This is a genomic window from Dehalococcoidia bacterium (genome assembly GCA_035310145.1).
Classification (GTDB): Bacteria; Chloroflexota; Dehalococcoidia; order CAUJGQ01; family CAUJGQ01; genus CALFMN01.
Window position 1 is genome coordinate 51,989 of sequence record DATGEL010000039.1, and the last position, 19,492, is coordinate 71,480.

The window sequence follows — 19,492 nt, forward strand, 5'->3', positions numbered from 1 at the left end:
CGGTGGGTACGGGCGGAGGCACTGATGACCCCTGCGCCCCGCGCCCTATGCCCTTGACCCTGCGAACGGGGCCAGCATGTTCAAGTCGCTGCGCATCAAGCTCGCGGTCGCCTTCGGGCTGATCGCCTTGCTCTCGGTGGCCGCGGTCGGCACCGGCTCGCTGTTGCTGCTGCGCAGCCGCGAGGTACAGGCCGCCCGCCAGCGCGTTGGCGACCTGCTGCCGCCCGAGGCCGCGGCCGTCAGCATGCTGGCGCAGCGCGGCTGGCCGCAGGACCGCATCGCCAGCTATCTGCGCCTGCGCGCCGACGAGCTGAAGACCGACGACAACGTCGACGTGCGCTTCATCCTGCTCGACGACGACTCCAACGTGATCGTGGACACGGCCGGCCGGCAGAGCGGCCACTTCACCGCGCTCAGCAACGGCAAGAGCGGCCGCAACCTCACCAACAGCTATCACGTCACCGGCTACAAAGAGGCGGGCACGGTCTACACCGCCTTCTACCAGCCGAGCGGCCAGCTCACGCTCACCAAGTCGCCGGCCTTTGTGGCGGCCAACTACAACGTCGTGATGCTGGTGCCCGAAGCGAGCATCAGCTCGGCCTGGTTCGATCTGGCGCCGCGCCTGGGCGTGGCGGCGGCGCTGGCCCTCGTCGCCGCGTTGACCGCGGCCTACTTCGTCGCGCGCAGCGTCACCCGGCCGCTCGCCCGCGTGACGCACGCTTCCGAAGCGATGGCCAAGGGTGAGTACGAGCAGCAGATCCGCGTCGAGGGCCGCGACGAGGTGGCGCGGCTGGCACGCTCCTTCAACGGCATGGCCGCGCAGGTCTCGCACTCGCATCAGATGATGCGCGACCTGCTGGCCAACGTCGCGCACGAGCTGAAGACGCCGCTGACCAGCATCCAGGGCTTCTCGCAGGCGCTGGCCGACGGCGCCCTGCAGTCGCCCGACGAGTACGCGAGCGCCGGCCGCATCATCAACGAAGAGTCGGAGCGCATGCGGCGGCTCGTCAACGATCTGCTCTATCTCTCGCAGATCGAGTCGGGGCAGGCCACGCTCGACCGGCAGCCGGTGGACCTCGGCGCCCTGCTCGACGCCACCAGCGAACGCGTGCGCTGGCAGCTCGCCGACGAGGCGAAGACGCTCAGCGTCGTCACGGCGCCGGGCCTGCCCATGCTGCTGCTCGATCCGTTACGCATGGAGCAGGTGCTCGGCAACCTGGTGGACAACGCACTGCGCTTCACGCCGGCAGGCGGCGCGATCACGCTCAGCGCCGCGCCGACGCCCGCCGGCGGGGCGCGCATCGACGTGCACAACACGGGTTCGTACATCTCGCCCGAGGAGCAGGAGCGCATCTTCGAGCGCTTCTACCAGGTGGACCGCTCGCGGCGCCGCAACGGGCACAACGGCGGCCTCGGCCTGGCGATCGCCGCACAGATCGCGGCCGCGCACGGTGGCACGCTCACGGTGCACTCCGATCGCGAGACGGGCACAACCTTCAGCATCGTGCTGCCGCGCTATGCGCCGGCGGCAGCGCAGGACAGCGCAGCGCGGGGTGGCGGAATGGCCGGCGTTCTGCCGGCCGGGAGGATGGAGGGACAACGGGCATGAAGACGAGACGAAGGCGCGTCTCGACCTTGAGTATCGTGGCCGTGCTGGGCGCGGTGACGCTGGCCGCCGGCCTCTCGTTTGCGCTGGTGGCACATGCGGACAACAGCAGCGGCAACGCGGCGGCCGGGTCGCGCGGCAGCGGCAGCCAGGCGAAGAGCGCCCACCCCGCCGCGAGCAGTGACACCGGCGCCCAGGGCGGCGTGGCGATCGAGGCGCAGAACCAGCCAGGCAACCAGGGCTATCTCGGGCTCTCCGTGCAGGACGACAACGGCAAGCTCACCGTCGCCTCCGTCGTCGCCGGCGGGCCGGCGGAGAAGGCCGGAGTGAAGCAGGGCGACGTGATCACCGCCGTGAACGGCGCCAACGTCGCCTCCTTCATTGATCTGAAGAAGGCGCTGGGCGGCAAGCATCCCGGCGACAGCGTGGCGCTGGCAATCAGCCGCGGCGGCAACGCCCAGAACCTGACGGTGACGCTCGGCGACGCGGCCGCGGCCGGCATTCCCGCCCGCCCGGGTGGACAGGGCAAGGGAGCGCTGCCCGGCTTCGCGGGCATCGGCGCGGCGCTGAGCCAGGGCTTCGATCGCTTCATCAGCGTCGAGACGAAGACGAAGGACGCGAACGGGCAGGTGCATACCGACACGGTCGTCGGCGGCACGGTGAAGTCGGTCAGCGGCAACTCGGTGGTCGTCACGCTGAACAGCGGCAGCGGTGATCAGACCTTCACGGTGGACGGCAACACACGCGTGATCAAGGGTCCCCACAGCGGCCAGAAGCAGCAGCAGGGCGCCGCGGCGCTCGCGCAGAACGACAAGGCGCTGGTCGCCACGCGCGACGGATCGACCACGGCGAGCTGGATCTTCGTGGTCGATCCGAACGGCTTCGGCTTCTTCCACGGCCGGGGCGGCGGCCAGGGCAACCAGAACGGGCAAGGCGGGCAGGGCGGCATCAGCTTCGGCCCGAACGGCTCGATCAACATCACGCTGCCGGGCGGGCAAAGCATCACGGTACCCGGCCAGGGCAACGCCAACTCGCCGGTGCTGCCGCCGCCGGGCAACAGCAAGAGCAACGGCGGCGGCAATCGCAGCCCGTTCGGCAACGGCTCGCGCGGGCCGGCGTACTGAAGCGCGGCTTCCTGGCCGGCTCGCGGTCTGGTCGCTGAGTCTTCTCGGACGCCAAGTCGCCGGCACTGAAGCATCGGGCGGACACGGGGCGGCCCGCATCAGCTGTTGATGCGGGCCGCCGGCGCGCCCCGCGGGCGCTTGTGCGCGGCTTCAGTTATGATGAGCGGCGTCGGGCGTCGTGGGCCTTCCCGGCGACCCGCAAGACGTGAGCAGGCCGCCGACGGCACGCGCCCGCGAGACGGTGAGCGCGGACGGCAACGGCAGCGAAATCGAGGAGGAGCACCGTGCCCGGACATCTCGAAGGCAAGGTCATCGTCGTAACGGGAGGCGGCCGCGGCATCGGACGCGGCGTGGCGATGCTGGCGGCGCGCGAAGGCGCCAAGGTCGTGGTCTGCGACGCCGGTGTGGCCGTGGACGGCTCCGGCGCCGACGCCGGCCCGGCGCAGGAGGTGGTGCGCGAGATCAAAGGCGAGGGCGGCGCCGCCGTCGCGAGCAACTCCAACATCTCGACCATGGCGGGCGGCGAGGCGGCGATCAAGGCGGCGCTGGACAACTTCCAGCGGCTGGACTGCGTGATCAATGTGGCAGGCATTCTGCGCGACCGCATGGTGTTCAACATGACCGAAGAGGAGTGGGACGCGGTGATCGCCGTCCACCTCAAGGGCCACTTCGCCACGATCAAGCCGGCCTCGATCATCTTCCGCCAGCAGCGCAGCGGGCGAATCATCAACTACACCTCCGTTTCCGGCCTGATCGGCAGCTCGGGCCAGGCGAACTACGGTGCGGCCAAGGCGGGGATCGCCGGCCTCACGCGCGTGGTGGCGCGCGACCTCGGCCGCTACGGCGCCACCTGCAACGCGATCTCGCCCGGCGCCTCCACGCGCATGACGGCCACCGTGCCCGACAGCACGCGCGAGCGCCGCGCCGCCTCCGGCATTCAGAGCGGCGGCTCGACCGTGGCCGCGGCGCCGAACCCGGCGATGCAGATGCGCGAGCCCGAGTACGTGGCGCCGATGACCTGCTGGCTGGCGACGGACGCCGCCTGGAACGTCAACGGCCAGATCTTCAACGTCAACGGCGGCACGGTGGCCCTGCTGAACCACCCGACGCCGCTGAAGACGATCTGGAAGCCGGGCATGTGGACGCTGGACGAGCTGGATCTGCACGTGCCCAGCCAGCTGCTGGCCGGCTACCAGAACCCGGCGCCGCCGCCCGCCGACCTGGCGGTGGCCGGCCGCGAGGCGAAGGCCACGGCGTAGGCGGCCAGCCGCCCCGCGGTCTTTCTCGGTCCCTTCTCACCTGCACGCAGGCGGCGGGAGTTCCGCCGCCTGCGTCGCGCGCCCGCACATGGCCGGCGGCAGGCGCATTCCCGCGAACCCATCTCTACCACCCGCTGCCGGCGCGCCGTCGGCTTTCGGCGCTTCGCCTGTCCGGTAAAGCCGCACCACGCCCGGCTGCCTCCGCCCGACAGACAGCCCTGCCCGTGCTTGTTACAACGGTCACAAGCGGAACGTTGCTCCCCGAGGCGGTGCGCGGTCGCCGTGAGGGCGCCAGATGGACGTACGCATGACTCGCCCCTGGTTGTGAGCTAGCCGCCGGCAGCGCCGGCAGACGCAGTCCGCGGCAACGAGGTTGGAGCGAGATGACACCGGTAATCACGGCAGCGACCCCGGCGGCGATCGCCGGGCTTCTGCGCGAGCACATCGCGGCAAACGAACAGTTCGCGTCGTTCAAAGAGGCCGTCGATCGCGCCACTGCCGCCGAGGCCGCGAGTGTTGCCGCCGCGATCGATGCCACCTGGCGTACGCTCGCCTTCATGGAGAACGAACTTGAGCTGCACATCGCCCACGAAGAGGGGCCGTTCTTTCCGCGGCTGAAGGACGCGATGCCCGCCGGCGACCGGCTGATCGACGAGATGGTGGCCGAGCACGACCTGATCCGCATGAAGGGCGACGCCGTGCGCGCGGCGATTTTCGAGGTGCTGGACGGCCACGACGAACTGCGCAGCGAGGCGGCGGCGTTGCGGGCGCTGGCCGAACGCGCCGCCGAAGGCATGCCGCAGCCGCAGCGGCTGGCAGAGCTGAAGCAGGCGGCGGCAGCGCTGGTCGAGAAGGTGAGCGTACACTTCGAGAACGAAGAGGAGTTGGTCTTTCCCTTGGCGTCGCAGCTGCTGCCCGCGGGCATCCTGGACCAGATCGCACAGGAGATGCGGATGCTGGAGCCGTGAACGGGCCGTCGCGCCCGACGCGCGAACAGCGCTCCGCGTCCGAGGCAAACCGCGGCCACCTGCCCAGACCAACACGCGGCGCCGAGCCGGCCGTTGCCAACAGAGAGGCCCTGCCTGCCGTCGCCACGCTGGGCGCGGCCGGCTTCGCGATCGGCCTCGGCCTGCTGCTGGCGATCGCCCTCACCGTCGCCGCCGGCGCAGGCGCGGACTGGGGGCCGCGCTGGCGGGCGCTGGCGCAGGTCCACGGCCAGATCATGACCCTGGGCTGGGCGGGGCTGTTCGTGGTGGGCATGGCGGCGCGGCTGCTGCCGCGCTTCAGCGGCACACCGCTGCGCCATCCGCGCCTGCTCTACGCCGCAGCCGTGCTGATCGCTTCCGGTTTGATCCTGCGCACACTGGTGCAGCCGTTCGGAGAGCTGCCGGGCGGCCGGGCGCTGCTGGTAGTCGGCGGCCTGCTCTTCGGCCTGGGCGCGCTCTGCTTCGCCGGCTCGTTGCTCGCTACCCTGGCGCGGCCCCTGCGCGAGCGCCGTCCCTTCGCCGCCTTCTGCGCCGCCGGCGCGCTCTGGCTGCCGGTCGCCAGTCTGCTCGGCGTCTGGACGCTGGCCCGCGCGACGACGGGCGCGGCCTTCATCGTCTCCGGCGCGGACGAGGCGCCGCTGCTCTTCGCCGAACTGTACGGCTTCCTGCTCTGCTTCATGCTCGGCGTCTCGCTGCGCAGCCTGCCCACGCTCTTCGCCTGGAAGACGCCCGCCTGGCTGGCCTGGCTCGCCTTCGCAGCGCTGCAGGGCGGGCTGCTGCTGAGCGTGGGCGTGCGGCTGGCCGAGGCGGCGGGCGGCGCCAACCTTTGGGCGCTGAGCGCGGCCGGGCGGCTGCTGTTCGCGGGCGGGCTCGTCGCGGGCGCCGGCTGCATCGGCGTCTGGCGGCCCGCCTCGCGCATGCGGGACACGGCGCAGGCGATCGCGCTCCTGCTGCGGGCGGCGTACGGCTGGCTGCTTGCCGATGCGGCGCTGATCGCCTATGGCGCCTGGCGCGGCCTGCGCCTTCACGCCGAAACGCCCGCCGCGATCGACGATGCCGCGCGGCACGTCTTCGCCCTGGGCGTGGTTTCGACGCTGATCATCGGCATGGCGTACCTGGTGGGCCACATGTTCGCCGCGGAGCGCGCTCAGGGCGCCGCCATGGCCCGGCGCGTGCGTGTCTACGCCTGGCTGCTCGGCGCGGCGGTCGTGTTGCGGGCCGGCGGCGCCCTGCTGGAAGAGCGCGGCGTGCTGGCGACGCGCTACTGGCCGATGGCCGCCGCGGGCGTGCTGGCGCTGGCCGCGCTCACGCTCTTCGCCTGGCGGCTGCTCTGGGGGCTGCGCCATTCGTATCTGAGCGAGCGGGCGCGGCGCCCATAGCGCGCCGCCCGCCTGCCAAACACGGGGCTGCGGGTGCGCGGCGCGTGGCGTCATGCGCGGCGCGTACCCAGTCGCGGCCACCCGCGCTGCGTCTCCCTTGTCCGGCAAACCCCGACGACGACGGCGGGCCGAACTTGTCGTTCCCTGCCCGACAGACCGGCGCCGTGCCAACCGAGATACTACGCGTGGGCAGATGGCCGCTCTTCTGAAGATGCCGGGCGGCAGGAAAAGGCGAGGAGGTGCCGCGATGGAGCTGGCACGACGCATCGGTACACCGATCTAAAAGACGGAGGCGTTCCCCGATCCCGGCTTCGTCCGCGCGATCTTCGGCAGCCCGATGATGGCGCCGCTCTTCCTGCTGCTGCGGCTGTACATCGGCTGGCAGTGGCTTTCGGCGGGCATTGAAAAGGTGAACAGCCCCGCCTGGACGCGGACGGGCACGGCGCTGCAGGGCTTCTGGACGAACGCGACCAAGGTGGACGCCGGCGCGAAGGGCGCAGCGGTTCACTACGGCTGGTACCACGACTTCCTCCAATACATGCTTGACCGCGAGTGGTACACCTGGTTCGCCAGGCTGATCGCCTTCGGCGAGACGGTGATCGGCATCGCCCTGATCGTGGGCGCCTTCGTGGGCGTGGCGGCCTTCTTCGGAGCCTTCATGAACTTCAACTTCATGCTCGCCGGCTCGGCCAGCATCAACCCGGTGCTGTTCGCGCTCGCCATCCTGCTCGTGCTGGGCTGGAAGGTCGCCGGCTACCTCGGCGCGGACTACTACCTCTTGCCGGCCATCGGCACGCCGTGGAAGCCCGGCCATGCGCTGGAGTCTGCGCATGAGGAGCCGGTACGGCCAGGGATGACGACGCTGGGGGTGCTGGGCTGGGTGGTCGCCTTTGCCGCGGCTGGGGTGGTCGCCGTGGTGGCGAACAACCAGTGGAACGCGGCGCACCCGCTGGTCGGCTACATCGTGGCACTGGCCGGTGTGATCGTCGCCTGGCTGGCGGGCGAGGCGATCCTCACGGCCACGCACCGGCCGCAGGCGGAAGGTACCGCAGGCACTGGCCTGCCAGGGCTGCGGCCGCGGGCATAACCTCCTCGGCATAGCAGCGCAGGGCGGCGGCGCGGGAGCTCTTGCTCCCGCGCCGCCGCCCTGCGTTGGTGTCGGTTCAGCGGGCACCGTCGCTGGCCGGCGCTACGCGTGCGGGAAGGGCCAGCGCGGGGCGAGCGCCTCGTTCTCGGCGGCGTTCTGCGCGGGTACGGGCAGGTTGCTCGAGCGCGGCGCGTCCGTCGGCCAGGAATGCAGGCCGTGATCCACGCCGGGGAAATGCTCGCGGCGGTAGGCCTGCTGGCGGAAGTCGAGCAGCGCGCTTTCGGGGATGCGGTAGCCCGAGCGCCCGCCGGGCTCGGCGCGCAGCCGCCCTTCCTCGATGAGCTCCAGCACGCTTTCCAGGCGCAGCAGCAGGCGGCCGGCTACCTCGCCCGGTGAAAGATAGCGCTCGCCCTGCTGGAGTGGCGGCGTTGCGTCGATGGTCACCGGCTCGCCTCCGGCCAAGGTGGATCGCGATCAGAAACGGCGGCCTGCCGGCCGCCGACCTGCGTGCTGGGTCTGCCTGCTGTGGCGCGCTCGGCGGGACTCGAACCCACGACCTTCAGGTCCGCAACCTGACGCTCTATCCGACTGAGCTACGAGCGCACGTTGCCGTGCGATGCCTCAATGCCTCAGGACCCAGGCCCGGTGCCGAAGGGGAGATTTGAACTCCCACGAGCGTAAAGCTCACTACACCCTGAATGTAGCGCGTCTGCCGGTTCCGCCACTTCGGCTTGCTTGCCAGCCCGTTCGCCCGGGCGGCTGGTGGGCGACACTGGACTCGAACCAGTGACCTCTTCGGTGTGAACGAAGCGCTCTAACCAACTGAGCTAGCCGCCCGCCGCGTACTCTGGCTCGCAGACCTCCATGCTAGTTCAGCGCCGTGATCTGGTCAACCCCACGCTGGCGAAGGGGATTGTGCCCGCGCTCACAAGAGTGCGACAATCCGTTGAACGTAGCCCAATTTTGGCTTGAAAGCGCGAAATCCAGCGCATACAATGCCCGGAGTCTCAGAACAGGAACCCGCGATGGTATACCAAACCGACGAACTCGCACGTCTGCGCCGCCAGCGCAGCGAACAGGCAATTAAGGCCGCCATGCAGAGCCGCTGGGAAGAGGCGGTCCAGCTCAACCAGCAGATCATCGAGCTGACCGGCGGCCGCGACGGCGACGCCTTCAATCGCCTCGGCCGCGCCCTGATGGCGATCGGCCGCTACCGCGATGCCCGCGAAGCCTACGGCCGCGCCCTGCAGATCGACCCCACCAACCAGATCGCGCGCAAGAACTACTCCTCGCTCGAGCAAAAGGCGCAGGGCGAGGCGCCTGCGCTCGCCACGCCGCGCGACTACGTCGACCCCAAGCTCTTCGTCGAAGAGACGGGCAAATCCGGCATCACCGCGCTGATGCGCCCGCAGCGCGAGGCGATCAGCCACATGACTGCCGGCGAGCGCGTGCTGCTGCGCCGCGAGGGCAACCAGCTCTTCGCCGACAACACGGCCGGCGATCTGCTCGGCCAGGTCGAGCCGCGCCTTGCCTTGCGCCTGCTGCGCTTCATGGACGGCGGCAATCAGTACGCCGCCGCCATCTCCGCGCTCACGCACGACGGCGCCCGCGTCATCATTAAAGAAACGTTCCAGCACCCCAGCCAGGCCGGCCGGCCCTCCTTTCCGCCTTCCGGGCTCAACGGCTCGCCCCGTCCCTACACGCGCGAGGGCCTGGTGCGCTACGACGACGAGGACGAAGAGGTCCAGGAAGAGACCGAGGCCGGCGAGGGCTGGGACACAGACGGCGACGCCCAGGAGACGACCGGCGACGTGCGCCTGCTCGATTACCAGAAGGCGCAGGAGCGCGACGACAGCGATGGCTCGCCCTACGACGACGAGTAAATCGCGCGTCCCATCCCCGGCTGCACAGGCATAGACGGAACCGCCGGACCCGGGCTGGCCATGCTCGGTTCGGCGGAAGATCCTCCTGGATTCGCCTCAACCGGATGCTATGCAGGAAGACGGCCGCACCACGCCCACATTTCCGGTGGCATCCTCCGTACTCGCTCCCTCCGCGTTACGCGGCTGGGCCAGCGCGCATCTGGTAGATGGGCCGTTCGCCGTCTGTCGCCTGTTCCGCACCGGCATGAACGACACCTACCTCCTGCACGGTGCGTCGCAGCCATCGATGCTGCGGGTGTATCGGCATGGGTGGCGATCGGTTGAGGAGATCGGCTACGAGCTGGACCTGCTCCGCTGGCTCGCTGCGTCCGGCATCTCCGTGGCGCTGCCGATCGCCGCGCGCGACGGACGCGACGTGCATCTCCTGTCGGCGCCGGAAGGTGTCCGTCCTACGGTCCACTTCCGCTATGCGCCGGGCAGCGCTCCGCCCGGCGATGATCGCCATGCGGCGAGGCTTGGCTCGGCGCTGGCAGACCTGCACCGCGCCGGCGACAGCTTCCGCAGCGCCCATCAGCGGTTCCGCCTCGATCTCGATACCTTGCTGTGGCATCCCCTGACGATTCTGACGCAGGCCCTGGGCCACCGTCCCGCCGACACCGCCTTCCTTGCCGGCCTGGCAACGTGGCTGAGCCAGCGCCTCGCGACGTTGGCGCCGCGGCTGGACACCGGGCCAATCCATGGCGACGTCTATCCGGGTAACACGCACATTACCCCTGAGGGTGGCCTCACCTGGTTCGACTTCGACCTCTGCGGCGATGGTTGGCGTGCCTACGATCTGGCCGTATTCCGTATGAACGTCCGCCTGAGCACCTGGCCGGACATCTGGCCCGCCTTCCTGCGGGCCTACCGCGAGCGCAGGGCACTGACCTCGACGGATATCCAGGCGATTCCTCTGCTCGTGGCGGTGCGCGACCTGTGGCATCTCGGCTTTCACCTGGGGAACGTCATCGCCGGCCGGGAATGCTGGTGGCTCGACGAGGCGTATCTCGATCGCCGGCTGCGGGCGATGCGCTCCTGGGCAACGCTTGAGCTCGGCCTCCCAGAAAGCACGGCGTAACGCTACGCGGCAGGACGGCACGCACGGCCTGCACAGCGTGCAATGAGTCGTGGCCGTCTCTCTACGGCGGTTCGCGTGCTCCCGCGTGACGCGCGAACGACCAGGGCTAGGCGGCGCCCCCTCCGCCGTCGTATCATTGGCGCGATGAGATAATGCAAGGCCGCGGCTGTCCAGGCGCCGCGGCCCGATGAGGTAGCACAGCAACGATGGCAGGCGAGGGAACGCGCGGCTGCATGGTCTTTGTGCCGCTGGCCAGAGACCGCCGCGTCCGGTTTAGCGCCGGGCGCGGGGCGCCGCTTGTCGCCGCCCGCGTTGCCCAAGCGCTCGCCCTTCTTCATCACTATTAGGTGCGCCGCCGGTTGCTGCCGGTGCCCGCGCACCGGCAGGACCAGGACGTGCTCGCTTCCACTTCTTCGGCTGGCCTTCCGCGCCTCTCCATGGCAGACCGTCCGCCGCTCGTCTCGGCGCGCGGCCTCACCAAGCGTTACGGCAATTTCACCGCCGTCGCCGGCGTCGACTTCGACGTGCGCCGCGGCGAATGCTTCGGCTTCCTCGGCCCCAACGGCGCCGGCAAGTCGAGCACGATCCGCATGGCCTGTTGCCTCTCACCGCTCAGCGGCGGCGAGCTGCTGGTGGACGGGCTGGACGTGCAGCGCGAGCCGCGCGCGGTCAAGGCGCGGCTCGGCGTCGTCTCGCAGGACGACAACCTCGACCCGGACATCACCGTTCGCCAGAACCTGATCTTCTACGCCCGCTACTTCGACCTGCCGCGGCACGAGGCCGAACGCCGCGCCGACGCGGCGCTGGCGCTCTTCCAGCTCAAGGAGAAGGCCGGCGAGAAGGTCGATGACCTCTCCGGCGGCATGAAGCGGCGGCTGGCGATCGCCCGCGCGTTGATCAGCGATCCCGTGCTGCTGGTGCTCGACGAGCCGACCACGGGCCTCGACCCGCAGGCGCGGCACCTGGTCTGGCGCCAGTTGCGCGGTCTCAAAGAGCAGGGCATGACGCTGCTGCTCACCACGCACTACATGGACGAGGCGGCGCGGCTCTGCGACCGGCTGGTGATCATGCACCAGGGCCGCATCCTCGTGCAGGGCTCGCCGCTGGACCTGATCCGCGAGCACGCGGGCTACGAGGTGATCGAGGCCGAGCCGACGCCGGCCGAGCGCCCGGAACTGCTGCGCCGCCTGCACCAGATCGAGGGCCTGCAGGTGGAAGACGCGGGCGACGCGCTCTACATCTTCACCGAAGGTTTCGGCGCGCCGGTCGCCGCGCAACTCGGTCTGCCCGAAGACATCCTCATCCGCCGCGCCAACCTCGAAGACGTCTTTCTGCGCCTCACGGGAAGGGGGTTGCTCGATTGATCGCCGTCGCCCAACCGCGCGGCCTGCGCAACGTGCTGGTCGCGCCCGACCTCTCGCACCACGCGCTCAACGTTTGGCGCCGCAACCGCGACGTCTATCTCAAGCTGTGGAAGACGGAGCTGTTCCTGCCGCTGGTCGAGCCGCTGCTCGTGCTGTTCGGCATGGGGCTCGGCCTGGGGCAGTTCGTCAGCCTCGGCATCGACCAGTCGTACATCCGTTTCCTGGCGCCCGGCGTGCTGGCGCAGTTCGGCATGTTCCAGGCCACGTTCGAGTGCTGCTGGGGCGTCTACTTCCGCATGGCGAACCACGGCACCTATCAGGCCGTCGCCTCCACGCCGGCGTCACTGGATGATGTGGTGATGGGCGACCTGCTCTGGGCCTCGACCCGCTGCCTGGTGAACAGCGTTTACATCCTCGCCGTGATTCTCGCCTTCACGCCGCACTACGCCATCCTGCGCTCGCCCTGGGCGCTGCTCACGCTGCCGCTCGCCTACCTGCTGGGCCTGGCGATGGGCGCGCTCTCGCTCTGCTTCACCGCGATCGCGCCGTCGATCAGCTTCCTCGGCTACTTCTTCAGCCTGGTGATCATCCCCATCTTCTGGCTTTCGGGCACCTTCTTCCCGCTGGAGCGCACGCCCGGCTGGCTGCAGGTCGTCGCCTGGGCCTCGCCGCTCACGGTGGCGACCTCGACCTACCGCCATCTCTTCGACGGCAAGCCCGTGCCGCAGGACCTGCTGCACGTCGCCGTGCTCTGCGCCGAAGCGGCCGTCTGCGCCTGGATCGCCAGCGGTCTCGTGCGCCGCAGGCTGATTAAATAGAAGAAACTTGTTACAATATAGGCGTGGGAGGACGCATGAACGCACCACGCATCGCGGTCACGGTGGGCAGCGCCGGCGCGGCGAAGGGCTACGACAACTACATCGCGCGCGTGCGCGAAGCGAACGCCGAGCCGGTGATCGCCGCGCCCGGGCTGGATGCTACGGCCTTCCTCGATAGCGTCGATGCGCTGCTCGTCACCGGCGGCACGGACGTCGATCCAGCCCGCTACGGCGAGGCGCCTGTTCCCGAGCTGATGCAGCCGGACGGCCCGCGCGACGAGCTGGAGATCGCGTTGATCCGCGAGGCGCTGCGCCGCGACCTGCCCCTGCTGGCGATCTGCCGCGGGCATCAGGTGTTGAACGTGGCCTGTGGCGGGCGCTTGCAGCAGCACATCCCCGGCGACGGCCACCGCGCCCATGCGGAACCGCCGCACGACTCGCGCTGGCACGACGTGGACGTGCACGAGGCGAGCGTGCTGGCGACGCTGATCGGCGCCGGCCGGCGGCGCGTCAACTCGCGCCACCACCAGGCCGTGCGCGAACACATGCTCGGCGAGGGGCTGCTGCCTTCGGCTATGAGCCCGGACGGCATGGTCGAGGGGTTGGAGAGCCCTTCCCATCGCTTCGTGCTCGGCGTGCAGTGGCACCCCGAGCGGCCGGAGATGAGCGAAGCATCGCATGATCTGTTCGCCGCCCTCGTGGCCGCCGCGCGCGAGGCGCGCCTGGCAGCCACGTAGCGCAGCGAACGGAACTCGAGGGCGCCGGCACGCGTATGCGCCCAGTGCTCTGCAACCGCCTGTCCGCATAGGGTCTTCAGCGCCGCGGGCGCACTGGGAACGAAGGATTAGCAGGCATGGTTATCGAACGCCCCGAGGATCGCGTCAGCCCGGTCAGGATCGAAGACGAGATGCGGCAGTCCTACCTCGATTACGCGATGAGCGTGATCGTGTCGCGCGCCCTGCCCGACGTGCGCGACGGCCTCAAGCCGGTGCAGCGCCGCATTCTCTACGCCATGGGCGAGATGAACCTGCGCTCCACCGCGGCCTACAAGAAGAGCGCCGCCATCGTCGGCGAGGTGATGGGCAAGTATCACCCGCACGGCGATGCGCCCGTCTACGAGGCGATGGTGCGCATGGCGCAGGACTTCTCCCTGCGCTACCCGCTGGTCGACGGTCAGGGCAACTTCGGCAGCATCGACGCCGACCCGCCGGCCCACATGCGCTACACGGAAGCCAGGCTCGCGGCGATCGCCGACGAGATGCTGGCCGACATCGACAAGAACACGGTCGATTTCCGCCCCAACTACGACGCCAGCCACGAGGAGCCGGAGGCGCTGCCCGCGCGGCTGCCGAACCTGCTGGTCAACGGCTCGTCCGGCATCGCCGTGGGCATGGCGACCAACATCCCGCCGCATAACCTCACCGAGATCTGCAACGCGGTTACCCGCCTGATCGAGCGCCCGGCCACGACGACCGAAGAACTGGCCGAGATCGTGCGCGGGCCGGACTTCCCGACGGCCGGCATGATCATCGGCCGTGAAGGAATCAAGAACGCCTTCGCCACAGGCCAGGGCCGCATCATCATGCGCGCCCGCGCCCATATCGAGGAGATGGCTCGCGCCGGCCGCTTCGCGATCATCATCACCGAGCTGCCCTACCAGACCAACAAGGCGGCGCTGATCGAGAAGATCGCCGACCTGGTCAAGGACAAGAAGATCGAAGGGATCAGCGACCTGCGCGACGAGTCCGACCGCCACGGCATGCGCGTGGTGATCGAGCTGAAGGCCGGCGCCCAGCCGCGCCAGGTGCTGAACACGCTCTACAAGCACACGGCGATGCAGTCGTCGTTCAACGTGCACATGCTCTGCCTGGTCAAGGGCCAGCCGAAGACGGTGACGTTGCGCACGGCGCTGCTGGAATACCTCAACTTCCGCCGCGACGTAGTGCGGCGGCGCAGCCAGTTCGACCTGGACAAGGCGCGCGAGCGCGAGCACATCGTCGCCGGCCTGCTCAAGGCGCTGGACAAGATCGAGGCGGTGATCCGCCTGATCCGCGGCTCGGCCAGCGCCGCCGAGGCGAAGACCAGGCTACAGGAGCGGCCGTTCAGCTTCAGCGAGCGCCAGGCGCAGGCGATCCTCGACATGACGCTCAGCCGCCTGGCCGCGCTGCAGCGCCAGCAGTTGATCGACGAGCACGCGCAGTTGCTGAAGACGATCGCCTACCTGGAAGGGCTGCTGGCCGACGCGGCCCAGCTCGACGGCGTGATCAAAGACGAGACGCTGGAGCTGCGCAAGAAGTACGGCGACGAGCGCCGCACACAGATCGTCGAGCAGGAGCTGGAAAACTTCTCCGACGAGGACCTGATCCCGCACGAGCCGATCGTGGTCACGCTCAGCCGCCGCGGCTACATCAAGCGCATTCCGCTCGATACCTACCGGCCGCAGCGCCGCGGCGGCAAGGGCCTCACCGGCATGCCCACGCGCGAGGAAGACGCCGTCCACCGCATGATGGTGGCCGACACGCACGACTACCTGCTCTTCTTCACCGACCGCGGCAAGGTCTTCCAGCTCAAGGCGCACGAGATTCCCGACGCCTCGCGCCAGGCCCGCGGCCTGCCGCTGATCAACCTGATCGACATCCAGCAGGGCGAGCTGGTCACGGCCGTAATCGCCACGCAGACGTACGACGGCGACTGCCTGCTGCTGGCAACCAGGCTGGGGGAGATCAAGCGCACGCCGCTCAAAGAGTTCGAGAGTGTGCGCCGCAACGGCCTGATCGCCATGGACCTTGAGCCGGGCGACGCGCTCGTCTCCGCCCGCATGGCCCGCTCGACCGACCAGCTGGTGATGGCCACCGCCGACGGCCAGGCGATCCGCTTCCCCGTGGGCGATCTGCGCATGGCCTCGCGCTCGAGCGGCGGCGTGCGCGGTATCAAGCTCGCGTCCGGCGACTACGTCGTGGGCATGGAGGTCGCCAACGACGCGCACCACCTGTTCACGATCAGCGAGCACGGCTACGGCAAGCGCACGCCGTACACGCAGTACCCGACACAGAAGCGCGGCGGCGGCGGCGTGCTGAACATGAAGGTCACGGACAAGACCGGCCGCGTGTCGGCGATCCGCCCCGTGAACGGCACGCGCGAGCTGATCATCATCACCGGCGACGGCATCGTGCTGCGTACGACGGTGGACGCGATCTCCGTGATCGGCCGCGCCACCCAGGGCGTGAGCATAATCCGCCCGCGCCCCGGCGACACGGTCGCCGCGATCGCCGGCATCGAGGGGCCGGATGAAGATGAGGCGCCCGCGCCGCGCCGCCGCGGCAAGGCCGGCGAGACCACCGAGGCCAGCAGCACTGCCGGCGCCATGCCGATGCTGCCGGGCCTGGAGGAGGGCGTGCAGAAGGCCCGCGCCCGGCGCAACGGCCGCAACGGCACGGCGTAAGCGTCGGCGAGTCACGTGCGTCGCACCACCATCCGTGGTGCGACGCACGTGAGCTGCCTGCCACTCCGGCGGATGCAGATCGTGGCGTCGTCGGCGCCGATGCCCGGGCCAGTGTCGCGGACCGGAGCCCGCACCCAAACCCGTCAGCGTTTACGCAGATGAGACGTTGATTCTCGGACGCGTTTTCGGACAGCCGCCCACGCGGCGAGCCGTTCTCCAAACCGTTCTAGAATCAAGCTCAAGTAACAGGCCCTCTTCGAGATGGAGGATGTCCTCGCGGGAGCATCGGAGTCGGCTGACACGCGGGAATTGCGCCTCCGCCCGTGGAGTGAATACCGCCGTCGACCGGGAGACGGTCGCTGATACCACGGCGGGCGCGAAGGATACTCCATGGTCGTTCGCTCCTCTCTACGAGCACAACGTACCCCGCCGAGCGGCGTATGACGCCCGCCATGAAGGCATAGCGCTGAGTTATGCGAGCGACTCATCGGGGGCTGGGCACGGGGCGCCCCCGCGTCTGGGCCGCCCTCTGGCACCGCGCGGCTAAGATCTGTCCTGGCTGGTAGATGGCCACGCCGCCGGTCATGGCCGTGCCAAGCAGCAGTGCCCCCATTAGCGGCCTCCGTCATAGTCCGCGGGGTTTCGGTAGCAGCGGGCCTGTCAAATATGGGCGGGGCAAAGCATGGCCTCATAAACCCCGGTTTGCGGGCGTTCCCCGGCCGTCTGATTGTTGCGGACCGCTACGTACTACGGCTTGCGATTAGACCACTCGCGGGGCACGCTCCTCCGTGACAGCCAGTGCTTCCGCTAACGCCTGCGCGTCGGATAGCGCCTCCCCGGCAGCCCACGCCGCCGCAAACGCCGCCTCACCGAGAGCGTCGCGGGCGGCGGCGAGCGTGCGCTCGTACCAGGGTCGTGCGAGGTGTTCCACCCACGCGATGCGCAGCGTTGGCAGTGCCTGCGCCACGGCTATGAGCCGGGTGGCCTGCTCGGGCCAGCCGCGCTCAAGCGCGTACCGCCCCAGCCCGGCCAGCGCCACGCATACCGTGGGCCGCTGCACGCGGAGCCGCCGCGTGCCCTGCGCGTGCGCCGCCCGGAGACAGCGCGCGAAGCGGTCGGCTGCCCGCTCATCCTGATGCGTCAGTTGCTCTGCCAGACCCATTAAGACGTAGATGGCAGCGTCATAGCGGTGGTCTCCGAGTGCGTCTGCTAGCTCCAGCGCCTCTTCACCGTAGGCCCGTGCACGCCCCGGGTCGTACGCCGCGAGCGCCAGCGGCAGCAGATCGAAGAGCGTCCAGAGCACGTGCGTCAGATCGCCCGCCTGGCGTAGCTGCGCCAGGGCCTCCAGGAGCAAGCCCTCCCCACGCCGTACATCGTGCTGCGCCAGGGCCAACTGGCCCAGCCGGCGCGTCGTTTGCGCCAGCCACAGCGGGTCCTGCTGCGCCCGGGCTAAGGCGAACGCCTCCTCCGCGGCGGCGACGGCGCTGGCGAGATCCCCGTTCACGGCCGCCACGTTCGCCAGCATGTGGAGCGCCATGGTCAGACCCCACGCGTCGCCGGTGCGCCGCCAGAGGGCGACGCTCTCCTCTACCCCGGCCCGGCGCCTGCCACGGTCGGGGTGCGTCAGTCCTGCGTGACTGAGGGCGAACGCGACGCCGCGCGGCTCGCCCACCTGCCGCCACAATGCTAAGGCGGCGGTAAACTGCGCCTGCGCGGCAGCGAGATCGTCCTGGAACGCAGCAAGGACTCCCGCGCCGGCCAACGCCACGGCCCGGCTCGCCGCGGACGCCGGCGCCCCGGCCCCCAACGCGAGCCCTAACCAGTGCCGCCCCTCCGTTAGCTGTCCCGACACGCACCAGAAGGCGCTCAGCAGGCCGGCCAGCTGCAGCACCTGCTCCCCACCGTCGACCGCCGCCGCGGTGAGCCCCCAGGCGAGGGCGGTGCGGAGATTGTCGTGCTCTGCCGCCAACTGCGCCTGCCAGGCGGGACTCACCGCCGCGGGGTACGGCGCCGGGTTGGCCGCCTGCGCCAGGCTGAGGCACCAGCGGGCGTGCCCGGCTCGGACCGTGCCGGCCTCGCCGCTCGCCTCCAGCTGCTCGCGCGCGAACTCGCGAATCGTCTCCAGCATGGTGAAGCGTGGCTCATCCGCGCCGTCGGCACCGTCCCGCAGCAGACTCTTCTCCACGAGGGAGCTGAGGCCGTCCAGCACGTCAAGGTCTCCCGCAGCGTTGCAGACCGCCTCTGCTGCCGCCAGCGTGCAGCCCCCGGCGAAGACGGCCAGCCGGCGAAACAGCGCTTGCTCGGCAGGCAGCAGCAACTCGTAGCTCCAGGCGATGGCGTCGCGCAGCGACTGTTGCCGCGCCGGCGCGTCCCGAGCACCGCCGGTCAGCATCGGCAGCCGCTGCTCCAGACGGTCGAGGATCGTGGCGGGTGGCACCGCGCGGATCCGCGCTGCGGCCAGCTCGATCGCCAACGGCAAGCCCTCGAGCCGGGTGCAAATCGCGCTGACGACCGCGCCGTTCGCATCCGTGAGCGTGAAGTCGGGGCGAACGGCGCGGGCGCGGGCCACGAACAGCTGCACGGCCGGATTGGCGGCCAAGGCGGCTGGGTTGGCAGCCCGCTCCGGCACCGGCAGCGGCGCGAGCGGGTACTCCTGCTCGCCGCGCAGGCGCAATGGCGCCCGGCTCGTGACCAGCAGGGTGACGGCCGGGGCCATCTGTACCAAGCGCCCAACGTCCTCCACTGCGGCCAACAGGTGCTCGAAATTATCCAGGACGAGCAGCACCTGCTTCGTCCCCAAAAAGGCCACAAGTCGCTCCAGGAGCGGGAGACCGGGCTGTTCCCGAAGGCGTAGCGCCTGGGCGATGGCGGCGCCCACCTGCGTTGGGTCGGTGAGCGGTGCCAGATCGACGAAGCATACGCCGTCGGCGAAAGCGGCGCGCCGGCCATGCGCTACCGCTACGGCGAGCCTGGTCTTGCCCGCCCCACCAGGCCCGGTGATGGTGAGCAACCGCGTGCGCGCCAGCAGGGCGGTGAGGTCAGCCAACTCCTGCTCACGCCCGATCAAGCCGCTTAGCGGGACCGGTAGGTCGGTGGGCACCCCCACGGAGCGGGGGTCGCGCACGAACTGCAGCACCGGCGGGCTGAGCAGCGCCTGCTTGCCACTTCGGGCTGCAGCCAGCAGCTCCCGGAGTTCGGCTTCCGCGAGCGTCTGCCCACGCAGCGGGCCGTCCGTATAGCGGCGCAGCAGCCCTTCCTCCCGTAGCAGAGTGAGGAGGGCCGCCTCCGCGACCGCGTCGGGCACGTTATCGCCACGCTCCCAACGCTGGACCGTGCTCAGGCTGTAGCCCAGCCGCGCCGCCCAGCCCGCGCGGGTGATACCCCCGGCCTCCCGCAGCGCCCGCAGCACCACCGGCCACGGCGGCAG

The 19,492-nt window shown here is 70.0% G+C and carries 14 protein-coding genes and 3 tRNA genes; 12 read left to right on the forward strand and 5 right to left on the reverse strand.

Annotated features, from left to right (window positions below; all coding sequences use genetic code 11):
* The first annotated feature begins 76 nt into the window (after positions 1-76).
* The 6 genes from VKV26_07285 (at position 77) to VKV26_07310 (ending at position 7,441) form a co-directional block, all read left to right on the forward strand.
* On the forward strand, positions 77-1,609 hold the full coding sequence (locus tag VKV26_07285) for a HAMP domain-containing sensor histidine kinase (protein ID HLZ69700.1): 1,533 nt from the start codon (positions 77-79) through the stop codon (positions 1,607-1,609).
* A complete protein-coding gene (locus tag VKV26_07290; GenBank protein ID HLZ69701.1) occupies positions 1,606-2,730 on the forward strand; it encodes a PDZ domain-containing protein in 1,125 nt (374 codons plus the stop codon). The genes VKV26_07285 and VKV26_07290 overlap by 4 nt, the downstream gene beginning before the upstream one ends.
* A 284-nt stretch (positions 2,731-3,014) precedes the next feature.
* Positions 3,015-3,989 (forward strand): SDR family oxidoreductase, encoded by a 975-nt coding sequence (locus VKV26_07295; GenBank protein ID HLZ69702.1) that lies wholly within the window; start codon positions 3,015-3,017, stop codon positions 3,987-3,989.
* A 383-nt stretch (positions 3,990-4,372) separates the two neighbouring features.
* Positions 4,373-4,957, forward strand: coding sequence for a hemerythrin domain-containing protein (locus VKV26_07300; protein ID HLZ69703.1), 585 nt, complete (start codon positions 4,373-4,375; stop codon positions 4,955-4,957).
* A complete protein-coding gene (locus VKV26_07305; GenBank protein HLZ69704.1) occupies positions 4,954-6,354 on the forward strand; it encodes a hypothetical protein in 1,401 nt (466 codons plus the stop codon). The genes VKV26_07300 and VKV26_07305 overlap by 4 nt, the downstream gene beginning before the upstream one ends.
* 340 nt (positions 6,355-6,694) lie before the next feature.
* Positions 6,695-7,441 (forward strand): DoxX family membrane protein, encoded by a 747-nt coding sequence (locus tag VKV26_07310; protein HLZ69705.1) that lies wholly within the window; start codon positions 6,695-6,697, stop codon positions 7,439-7,441.
* Between the two features lie 102 nt (positions 7,442-7,543).
* Here the strand turns inward: VKV26_07310 and VKV26_07315 are convergent, their stop codons facing one another.
* From VKV26_07315 to VKV26_07330, 4 genes are all read right to left on the reverse strand, one after another.
* Positions 7,544-7,885, reverse strand: coding sequence for a hypothetical protein (locus tag VKV26_07315; GenBank protein ID HLZ69706.1), 342 nt, complete (start codon positions 7,883-7,885; stop codon positions 7,544-7,546).
* 82 nt (positions 7,886-7,967) lie between these two features.
* A tRNA-Arg gene (locus VKV26_07320) sits at positions 7,968-8,044 on the reverse strand.
* A gap of 43 nt (positions 8,045-8,087) precedes the next feature.
* Positions 8,088-8,172 (reverse strand) — tRNA-Leu (locus VKV26_07325).
* Between the two features lie 29 nt (positions 8,173-8,201).
* Positions 8,202-8,278: transfer RNA gene (locus tag VKV26_07330), tRNA-Val, on the reverse strand.
* 188 nt (positions 8,279-8,466) lie between these two features.
* Between VKV26_07330 and VKV26_07335 the strand changes: the two genes are divergently transcribed.
* The 6 genes from VKV26_07335 to gyrA all read left to right on the forward strand — a co-directional run bounded on the left by VKV26_07335 (position 8,467) and on the right by gyrA (position 16,065).
* On the forward strand, positions 8,467-9,324 hold the full coding sequence (locus VKV26_07335; protein HLZ69707.1) for a tetratricopeptide repeat protein: 858 nt from the start codon (positions 8,467-8,469) through the stop codon (positions 9,322-9,324).
* A 109-nt stretch (positions 9,325-9,433) separates the two neighbouring features.
* Positions 9,434-10,441 carry a phosphotransferase gene (locus VKV26_07340; GenBank protein HLZ69708.1) on the forward strand — a complete coding sequence of 336 codons (1,008 nt, stop codon included), beginning with the start codon at positions 9,434-9,436 and terminating at the stop codon, positions 10,439-10,441.
* Between the two features lie 437 nt (positions 10,442-10,878).
* A complete protein-coding gene (locus VKV26_07345) occupies positions 10,879-11,805 on the forward strand; it encodes an ABC transporter ATP-binding protein (protein ID HLZ69709.1) in 927 nt (308 codons plus the stop codon).
* On the forward strand, positions 11,802-12,623 hold the full coding sequence (locus VKV26_07350; GenBank protein HLZ69710.1) for an ABC transporter permease: 822 nt from the start codon (positions 11,802-11,804) through the stop codon (positions 12,621-12,623). The genes VKV26_07345 and VKV26_07350 overlap by 4 nt, the downstream gene beginning before the upstream one ends.
* Positions 12,624-12,658: 35 nt before the next feature.
* Positions 12,659-13,360 carry a gamma-glutamyl-gamma-aminobutyrate hydrolase family protein gene (locus tag VKV26_07355; protein ID HLZ69711.1) on the forward strand — a complete coding sequence of 234 codons (702 nt, stop codon included), beginning with the start codon at positions 12,659-12,661 and terminating at the stop codon, positions 13,358-13,360.
* Between the two features lie 116 nt (positions 13,361-13,476).
* On the forward strand, positions 13,477-16,065 hold the full coding sequence (gyrA, locus tag VKV26_07360) for a DNA gyrase subunit A (GenBank protein ID HLZ69712.1): 2,589 nt from the start codon (positions 13,477-13,479) through the stop codon (positions 16,063-16,065).
* Positions 16,066-16,825: 760 nt separating this feature from the next.
* Here gyrA and VKV26_07365 read toward each other — a convergent pair.
* Positions 16,826-19,474, reverse strand: a complete 2,649-nt coding sequence (locus tag VKV26_07365; GenBank protein ID HLZ69713.1) for an AAA family ATPase — start codon at positions 19,472-19,474, stop codon at positions 16,826-16,828.
* Positions 19,475-19,492: the final 18 nt, after the last annotated feature.